Below are 9032 nucleotides of genomic sequence, written 5' to 3'. Positions count from 1 at the left end.
CGGCCGGACCGGCGCCCCCCCGCCCCCGCCCGGCCGGACCGGCGCCCGCCCCCACCGGACCCGCCGCCAGAACAGCCGCCCCGCCCGGCCGGACCGGCCCGTCCCACCCGCCAGACCAGCCAGACCGACCCGCTAGACAGAGATGAGTCCCATCGTGAGTTTCCGCATGCCGGCCGAGTGGACCGAGCACGAGCGCTGCCTGATGGCCTGGCCCACCCGGCCCGACCTGTGGGGCGCGACCCTGGACGAGGCCCGCCGCGAGTACGCCGAGGTGGCGCGCGCCATCGCCGCGTTCGAGCCGGTGACGATGGTCGCCAGCCCCGGCCAGGGCGAGGAGGCCCGCGCCCTGTGTGGCGACGGCATCGAGGTGGTCGAACTGCCCATCGACGACTCGTGGTTCCGCGACTCCGCGCCGATCTTCGTGCTCGGGCCGGACGGGCGGCGGGCCGGTGTGGACTTCCGCTTCAACGCCTGGGGCGGCAAGCACCACCCGTACGACACCGACGACCGGATCGCCGGCGTGCTGCTGGAGCGGATGGGCGTCGAGCGCATCGACTCCCGGATGATCCTGGAGGGCGGCGCCGTCACGGTCGACGGCGAGGGCACCCTGATCACCACCGAGCAGTGCCTCCTCCACCCGAACCGCAACCCCGGCATGGCCAAGGACGAGATCGAGGCCGAGCTGATCGCCAAGCTCGGTGTCAGCACGGTGATCTGGCTGCCGTACGGCGGACTGCTGGACACCGAGACCGACGGCCACGTCGACGGCGTCTGCGCCTTCGTGGCCCCCGGCAAGGTGGTCGTGCAGCTCCCGAGCGACCCCGAGCACCCCGACTACTTCCGGATGCGCGAGAACCGGGCCGTCCTGGAGGCCGCCGTGGACGCCCGCGGCCGCCGGCTGGAGATCGTCGACCTGCCGCAGAGCGCCTTCGTCGAGGTGGACGGGACCCGGGTGGAGGTCGGCTACCTCAACTTCTACGTCGCCAACGGCGGCGTGGTCGTGCCGGTCGCCGGGGTCCCGGAGCAGGACGAGGGCGCGCTCGCGGTGATCGCCGCGGCCCTGCCCGGCCGCAAGGTGGTCGGCGTCCGCTCCCGGGTGATCGCGTTCGGCGGCGGCGGGGTCCACTGCATCACCCAGCAGGTGCCGGTGGCCCGCCCCACGGCCTGACGGCCCGACACCCCCCCGCCGGGCCGCACCAACAAACCCCCGCACCACCCCGCCACCCCGCACCACCTCGCCGCCCCGGCGGGCCCGCCGGGCGGCCACCCCCTCGCCCCGTCACGCACGGAAAGAGCCCACCCTCATGCCAGCTCCCCAGGACGGGTCCGCGACCCGTAGCTCCCCGCGCCGCCGGACCGCCCTCCCGGCCGCCGCCCTGGCCGCGCTCACCCTCGCCGCGTCCGTGCTCGCCACCGCCTGCGCGGGGCCGCCGAAGAACGGCGCGGCCGACGCCGCCGCCTACCGGCTCTCCGCCGACAGCCCGCCCGCCAAGGGCGACCTGGAGTCCTTCACCTGGGCCGTCTACGCCGAACCGCCGACCCTCGACTACATCTCGGCGTTCGACTACCCGCAGAACACCGTGCTCGCCAACGTCTGCGAGAGCCTGATGCGGTGGACCCCGCAGCTGACCCTGGCCCCGGGGCTGGCCGAGAAGGTCTCCAACCCCGCGCCCACCACCTGGGTCTACGACCTGCGCCCGAACGTCCGCTTCCACAACGGCGGCACCATGACCGCCGACGACGTGGTGTACAGCCTCGGCCGGCAGACCGACCCGGAGAACGCCTCCGCCTGGGCGCAGCAGTTCCAGAACGTCCGCACCGTCACGAAGACCGGCCCGCTCCAGGTCACCGTCGAACTCAACCGGCCCGACTCGCAGTTCAACCAGTACATGGCCACCGCCGCCGGTGTGGTGGCCTCCCGGGCGGGCATCGAGGCGGCCGGCCAGGACTACGGCACCGGCGGCGGCCTCGCCTGCACCGGGCCGTTCGAACTCGGCGCGTGGCAGAAGGGCCAGTCCGTCGAGCTCCGGCGCTTCGACGGCTACTGGGGCACCCGGGCCAAGTCGGCCAAGGTCGGGTTCCGCTTCCTCACCGACCCCTCGGCCCGGGTCAACGCCCTGCTCAGCGGCGAGGCCGACGGCGGCTACCTGATCCCCACCGAGGCGTACGAGCGGCTGCGCTCCAGCGGTGCCGGCGCGCTGTACTTCGGCGAGGGCCTCAGCACCGTCAACGTCAACGTCACCAGCATGCAGGGCGTTCTGGGTGACGTCCGGGTCCGCCGGGCGCTCTCGCTTGCCCTCGACCGGAGCGGCTTCGTGCGGGCCGGACTCGGCGGCGCCGGGAGCGTCACCGGTTCGCTGACCAGCCGGGCCGCCTGGGCCGCCGCGCCGGAGGAGGTCCGGTCGAGGGCCTTCGAGGGGCTCACCCCGACCGCCCCCGACCTGGCGCGGGCCAAGGCGCTGATCGCGGAGGCGGGCGCGACCGGCAAGACCCTCACCGTCGCCACCAGCCCGATCGGCCAGGACGTGTCGGTGCTGGCCACCGCCGTCCAGTCGGCCGGTGCGAAGATCGGCCTGGACGTCCGGCTCCGGACGATCGCCCCGAACGCCTTCACCGCGCTGTTCACCGACCCGAAGGCCCGCGAGGGCATCGACATGTTCCCGGAGACGTACTACGACTCCATCACCGACCCGCTCGACCTGCTCGCCAACTTCCGTACCGGCGCGTACCAGAACTTCGCGTCCTACAGCGACCCGGCCTACGACGGCCTGGTCCAGAAGGCCGTCGAGGCCACCGACCCGGCGCAGCGGTTCGCCGTCACCGCCGAGCTGCAGCGGATCGCCTCGGAGCAGCTGCTCTGGATCCCGGTCGCTGAGTGGCCCACCGCGGTGTTCCTCAACAAGCGGATCACCGGCGCCCCCACCACGATCTCCTACCTGTACCACCCGTGGGCGGCCGCGGTCGGGGCCGCACAGTGAGCTTCCTGCGCTTCGCCGCCCGCCGGCTGGCCGAGATGGCCGCCACCCTGGTCGGCGCCTCCTTCCTGATCTTCGGTGCGCTGCACCTCGCGCCGGGCAGCCCGGCGAGCTTCCTGCTCGCCGGCCGCTCGGCCTCCCCGGAGGCGATCCGGGCCATCAACGCCCAGTACCACCTGGACGAACCGTTCCTGCTCCAGTACCTGCGCTGGGCCGGCCGGGTCGTCCACGGCGACTTCGGCCGCTCGATCACCTACCGCACCGACGTCTCCCGGCTGCTGGCCGACCGCCTGCCCGTCACCCTGCTGCTGGTCACCATGGCGCTGGTGCTGGTCATCGTGATCGGCGTGCTGCTCGGCCGGCTCGGCGCGGTGCGCGGCGGCGGCACCGACTCCGCGATCCTGGTCACCACCACCGTCGCCGTCGCCACGCCGTCCTTCGTCGCGGCCGTCCTGCTGCAGGGCCTGTTCGCGGTGCAGCTCGGCTGGTTCCCGGCCAGCGGCACCGGCGACGGGCTCGGGCAGATGCTGTGGCACCTCACCCTGCCCGCGTTCGCCCTGGCCTGCTACCTGATCGGCACGCTCGCCCGGGTCACCCGCGCCTCGATGCTCGACGTGCTCGGCCAGGAGCACGTCACCGTCGCCCGCAGCCGCGGAGTCGCCGAGCACCGGGTGATCCGCCGCCACGTCCTGCGCAACGCCCTCGGCACCGTGCTGACCACCGGCGGGCTCGTCGTCTCCACCCTGCTGGTCTGCACCGTCCTGGTGGAGACCGCGTTCGGGGTCGGCGGCGTCGGCCAACTCCTCGAACTGTCCACCTCCACCAAGGACTTCCCCACCGTGCAGGCCATCTCCCTGGTCATGGTCGGACTCTTCATGGCCGTCAACCTGGTGGTCGACCTGCTCCACCCGCTGGTCGACCCCCGCGTCACCCTCGGCACGAAGGAGGCCGCCGGATGACCGCCGCCCTGCTGCGCCGGCCCGGCCTCGCCCGGCTGCGTACCACCCGCGCCCCGCTGCACCGGCTCTGCCTCGGCTTCGTCGGCCTGGTCGTCCTCGCCGCACTGCTCGCCCCCTGGCTGGCCCCCGCGGACCCGAACGCCGTCGACCTGGGCAACGCCCTCGCCGGACCCTCCGCCGACCACCTGCTCGGCGTCGACGCCGCCGGACGCGACACCCTCGCCCGGCTGGTCACCGGAGCCCGCACCTCCCTGCTCGGCCCGCTCGGCGTGGTCGCCTTCTCCACCCTGGCCGGCGTCGCCGTCGGCGCCACCGCCGCCTGGCGCGGCGGCCGGCTGGACTCCCTGCTCTCCCGCAGCACCGAACTGGTCTTCGCCTTCCCCGGCCTGCTGCTCGCCATCCTGATCGTCTCGGTGTACGGGGAGGGCCTGCTCGCACCGGTCCTCGCACTCGCCGTCGCCTACCTGCCGTACGTCAGCCGGCTCACCCGCTCGCTGGTCCTCGCCGAACGCGCCCGCCCGTACGTCGAGGCGTACCGCGTGCAGGGCCACTCCGGCCTGCAGATCTGCCTGCGCCACGTCGTCCCCGGCATCGCCCCCGTGGTGCTCGCCCAGGCGACCGTCAACTTCGGCTACGCGCTGCTCGACCTGGCCGGCCTCTCCTTCCTCGGCCTCGGCGTCCCCGTGCTCACCCCCGACTGGGGCCGGATGGTCTTCGACGGGCAGTCCGCCGTCCAGCACGGCTACGCGCTGTCCGCCGTCCTGCCCTGCCTGGCGATCGTGCTGACCGTCGTCGCCTTCAACGTCGTCGGCGAGCGCTGGGCCGACCGGGTCGCCCGGAGGGACCGATGAGCATCCTCGACATCCAGGCGTACCACCTGCGGCTGCCCGACACCGCCCGGCCCGTACTGGCCGGCGTCGACCTGACCGTCGCCGCCCGGGAGACCGTCGCCCTGGTCGGCGAGTCGGGATCCGGCAAGAGCCTCACCTCCCGCAGCGTCCTCGGACTGCTCCCGCCCGGCGCGGCCACCGAGGGCACCGTCCGGGTCGACGGCGCGGACGTCCTCGCCATGACGCCCGGACAACTGCGCCGGCTGCGCACCGACACCGCGGCCATGGTCTTCCAGGACCCCCGCGCCGCCGTCAACCCGATGCACCGCCTCGGGGACTTCCTCACCGAGGGCGTCCGCTCCAGCGGCCCGCTCACCGCCCGGGCCGCCACCGAACGGGCCGTCGAGATGCTGGACGCGGTCGGCCTGCCCGCCGCCGTGCTGCGCCGCTTCCCCGGCCAGGTGTCCGGCGGCATGCTCCAGCGCGTCATGATCGCGGCAGCCCTGATGGGCGACCCCGCGCTGATCCTCGCCGACGAGCCGACCACCGCACTCGACGTCACCTCCCAGGCCGAGGTGGTCGCCCTGCTCGGCGACCTCCAGCAGCGCTTCGGTACCGGCCTGCTGTTCGTCACCCACGACCTCGGGCTGGCCGCCGCCATCAGCGACCGGGTGTACGTGATGTACGCCGGCCGGATCGTGGAGACCGGGCCCGCCGCGGACCTCTTCGCCCGGCCCCGCCACCCCTACACGGCCGCGCTGCTCGCCTCCACCCCGCGCCACGACGCGCCCGGCGGCCGGCTCGCCGCCATCGAGGGCCGGCCGCCCGGCCTGCGCGAGGAGGTCGTCGGCTGCCCGTTCGCCCCGCGCTGCCCGCTCGCGACCCACCTCTGCACCCGGCAGGCGCCCGCCCTGCTGCCGGTGGCGGCCGAGCCGGCCCGCCGCACCGCGTGCCACCACAGCGACCGGACCGCGGAGGAGAGCGCCGATGTCTGACCGGAACCAGCTGCCCGACCGGAACGGGCCGGCCGACCGGGAGCGGCGGGCCGGGGCCCGCCCGGAGGGAGCGCCGCCGATGCGGAGGACCGTCCTGGAGGCCGTCGGCCTGCACCGCGCCTACGGCGGGGTCCAGGCGGTGGACAACGTCTCCTTCCACCTCAAGGAGGGCGGGTCGCTGGGCATCGTCGGCGGCTCTGGCTCGGGCAAGACGACCACCGCCCGGATCGTCGTCGGCCTGGAGCGCGCCGACACCGGCCGGGTCCTGGTGCACCGGCGGGACCGCACCGAGCGGCGGCGCGGCCGGGCCCACCGGCTCGCCCGGGCCCGCGAGGTGCAGATGGTCTTCCAGGACCCGTACCTCTCGCTGGACCCGCGCACCACCGTCGACGCCTCCCTGCGCGAGACCCTGCGGCTGCACTTCCCCGGGACCGACCACCGCCGCCGGATCGCCGAACTCCTCGACCGGGTCGGCCTCGGCGAACGCGAGGCCGACGCGCTGCCCCGGCAGCTCTCCGGCGGGCAGCGCCAGCGCGTCGCCATCGCCCGGGCGCTGGCGGTCGAGCCGGCCGTCCTCGTCCTCGACGAGGCGGTGGCCGCCCTGGACGTCTCGGTGCAGGCGCAGATCCTCAACCTGCTCGCCGACATCCGCGAGCAGACCGGTATCGGCTACCTCTTCATCACCCACGACCTGGGCGTCGTCCGGTGCGTCACCGAGGACGTGATCGTGATGCGGCAGGGGAGGGTCGTCGAGTCCGGGCCGACCGCCGAGGTGCTCGCCCGCCCCCGCCACCCCTACACCCGGCTGCTGCTGGACTCCGTCCCCCGACCCGGCTGGGACCCGTCCGCCATCGCCGCCGCCCGCCGCGCGCTGTAGCGGCGCCCCCGAGCAGGGCCCGGGCCGCCGACAACCCCACGGCGGCGGTCCGGGTCCGATTCCCCCGAACGGCGGCGCGCGGGCTCACCCGCGCGCTCCCCGGCCCCCTCTACTGTCGGATATCGCCCGGAACCGGGTGATGTCCGACAGCAGACGGGGCCAGCCGTGAACGAATCCGCCCTCTCCCGCCGGGCCGTCCTGCGGTCGGGAGCGGTGGCCGCCGCCCTCGCCCTGCTGGACGGCTGCACCTGGACCATGGACGGGTCCGACACCGACGGCACCCCGCCGTCCGGCGGCGGCAGCTCCCCGAGCCCGGCCGCCGGACCGGCCACCACCGACCCCGCCGCCCTGTACGCCATGCCGGCCGAGTCCGCGCCGCACACCCGGACCTTCATGGCCTGGCCCGCCCTGGAGCAGGTGTGGGGCGAGGACCTGCCCGCCGTCCGCGCCGACATCGCGCACGTGGCCCAGGCCGTCGCCGGCTTCGAACCCGTGGTGCTGATGGCCCGTCCGGACCAGAGCGCCGAGGCCCGGCAGTTGTGCGGCTCCACCGTGGAGGTCGTCGACCTGCCGGTGGACGACCTGTGGGCCCGCGACACCGGCCCCACCTTCGTCACCGGGCCCGCCGCAATCGCCGGCGTCGACCTCGACTTCAACGGCTGGGGCGACAAGCAGCCGCACGCCGAGGACGGCCAGGTCGCCCGCCGGCTCCTCGAACGCTACGGCATCCGGCGCATCCAGGCCCCGATCACCGGGGAGGGCGGCGGGATCGAGGTCGACGGCGAGGGCACCCTGATGGCCACCGAGAGCTCCTGGGTCAACGCCAACCGCAATCCAGGGAAGAGCCGCGAGCAGATCGAGGCCGCCATGAAGGAGCTGTTCGGCGTCCGCAAGGTGATCTGGTTCGCCGGCGTGGCCGGCCAGGACATCACCGACTGCCACGTCGACGCCCTCGCCAGGTTCGCCGAACCGGGCGTCGTCGTCCTGCACCGCCCCGGCCCCGACACCCCGCCCGACATCTGGTCCCGCGCCTCCGACCAGGCCCTGGAGGTGCTCCGCAGCACCCCCGACGCCCGGGGCCGCACCCTGCGGATCGTCGAGCTCCCCGAACCCGACCTCGGCGGGGACCCGGACCTCCCGCCGGAGTTCCTCGCCACCTACCTCAACTACTACGTCGTCAACGGCGCCGTGATCATGCCCCGCTTCGGCGACCGGGCAGCCGACGACCGCGCCCGGGGCATCCTCGCCGAGCTCCACCCCGGACGCGAGGTCGTCCCGGTCGGCATCGACGCCATCGCCGCCGGCGGCGGGGGCATCCACTGCTCCACCCAGCAGCAGCCGACCCCCTGACGAGCCGCTGCGCACCGCCGCCCCCACCGGCCCGGACCGCACCCCGGCGGCCCGGGCCGTGCCGGTGTCAGCGGGTGCCGGCGGTGCGCTCCCGCCACCAGGCGACGGTCGCCTTCACCTGCTCGTCCAGCGGTGCGGCCCGCAGCGCGAACCGGGCCTCCCAGGCGCTCGCGTCGATCACGAACGGGCGCTCGAACTGGTAGCGGACCTCCTGCAGTTCGCGCAGCAGCGGGGAGAACAGCCCGGCCACCCGCAGCACCGCCGGAGGCAGCCCGCGGACGGCGACCGGCCCGGTGCCGGCCTCGGCGGCGAGCCGGGCGACCATCGCCCCGGCCGACTGCGCGGGCGCCGTCGGCACGTGCCAGGCCCGGCCCCAGGCGCTCTCCTCGCCGGAGACCTCGGCCATCGCCGCGGCCACGTCGGGCAGGTAGCTCCAGCTGTGCGGGGCGTTCGGATCGCCGAGCGCGGACACCGCCTTCCCGGCCAGCACCCGGGGGACGACCCGGGCGGCCAGGTGCCCGCCGTCGGTGACGCCGGGGCCGAAGAAGTCCGAGGCGCGCAGTTCCACCGCCCGGATGCGGCCCTGCTCGTGCAGGGACCGCGCCTGCTCCCACAGCGCGGCGCGCACCCGGCCCTTGGTGCCGGTCGCGGCGAGCGGCAGCTCCTCGGTCAGCGGCCCGTCCACCGGGCCGTAGCCGTAGAGGTTGCCGAGCATGACGAGCACGGCACCGCTCGCCTCGGCCGCCGCGCAGAGCGAGGAGCCGAGCGGCGGCCAGTCGCGCGCCCAGTGCTGCAAGGGCGGTGCGGCGCAGCTGTGGATCGCGTCCGCGCCCCGCACCGCGGCGGTCAGGCGCCCGCTGTCGGCGGCGTCCAGCGCGACGTGCTCGATCCCCGGCTCGGGGCTGCGGCCGGTCCTGGTGACGACCCGTACGGTGTGACCCTGTGCGGCCAGCAGCCGCGCAGTGGCGGCGCCGGCGGGTCCGAATCCTATGACGACATGAAGACTCACGTATGCACACTAACGCGGCGGCGGTGCGGCCCCGCGC

8 protein-coding genes are annotated in these 9032 nt (G+C 75.0%); 7 read left to right on the top strand and 1 reads right to left on the bottom strand.

The features are described 5' to 3' along the window. Positions 1-154: 154 nt before the first annotated feature. The 7 genes from ACWGB8_RS36680 (at position 155) to ACWGB8_RS36650 (ending at position 7986) form a co-directional block, all read left to right on the top strand. A complete protein-coding gene (locus ACWGB8_RS36680; protein WP_452217993.1) occupies positions 155-1168 on the top strand; it encodes an agmatine deiminase family protein in 1014 nt (337 codons plus the stop codon). A 136-nt stretch (positions 1169-1304) separates the two neighbouring features. Beyond that, positions 1305-2978: an ABC transporter substrate-binding protein gene (locus ACWGB8_RS36675; RefSeq protein WP_452217992.1), complete on the top strand. Its 1674-nt coding sequence runs from the start codon at positions 1305-1307 to the stop codon at positions 2976-2978. Next, positions 2975-3934: an ABC transporter permease gene (locus ACWGB8_RS36670; RefSeq protein ID WP_452217991.1), complete on the top strand. Its 960-nt coding sequence runs from the start codon at positions 2975-2977 to the stop codon at positions 3932-3934. The genes ACWGB8_RS36675 and ACWGB8_RS36670 overlap by 4 nt, the downstream gene beginning before the upstream one ends. Continuing rightward, on the top strand, positions 3931-4785 hold the full coding sequence (locus ACWGB8_RS36665) for an ABC transporter permease (RefSeq protein WP_452217990.1): 855 nt from the start codon (positions 3931-3933) through the stop codon (positions 4783-4785). The genes ACWGB8_RS36670 and ACWGB8_RS36665 overlap by 4 nt, the downstream gene beginning before the upstream one ends. Then, positions 4782-5759 carry an ABC transporter ATP-binding protein gene (locus ACWGB8_RS36660; protein WP_452217989.1) on the top strand — a complete coding sequence of 326 codons (978 nt, stop codon included), beginning with the start codon at positions 4782-4784 and terminating at the stop codon, positions 5757-5759. Before ACWGB8_RS36665 ends, ACWGB8_RS36660 begins: the two co-directional genes overlap by 4 nt. 79 nt (positions 5760-5838) lie before the next feature. Further along, on the top strand, positions 5839-6636 hold the full coding sequence (locus ACWGB8_RS36655) for an ABC transporter ATP-binding protein (protein WP_452217994.1): 798 nt from the start codon (positions 5839-5841) through the stop codon (positions 6634-6636). 165 nt (positions 6637-6801) lie between these two features. Then, positions 6802-7986, top strand: coding sequence for an agmatine deiminase family protein (locus ACWGB8_RS36650; RefSeq protein ID WP_452217988.1), 1185 nt, complete (start codon positions 6802-6804; stop codon positions 7984-7986). A 67-nt stretch (positions 7987-8053) separates the two neighbouring features. Here the strand turns inward: ACWGB8_RS36650 and ACWGB8_RS36645 are convergent, their stop codons facing one another. Further along, complete coding sequence (locus ACWGB8_RS36645) at positions 8054-8995, bottom strand: NAD-dependent epimerase/dehydratase family protein (RefSeq protein ID WP_452217987.1); 942 nt, start codon at positions 8993-8995, stop codon at positions 8054-8056. Positions 8996-9032: the final 37 nt, after the last annotated feature.

It is taken from the genome of Kitasatospora sp. NPDC054939 (assembly GCF_053610105.1).
Note: the sequence above shows the minus strand (reverse complement) of the source record. Positions and strands in the feature narration are given on the sequence as shown.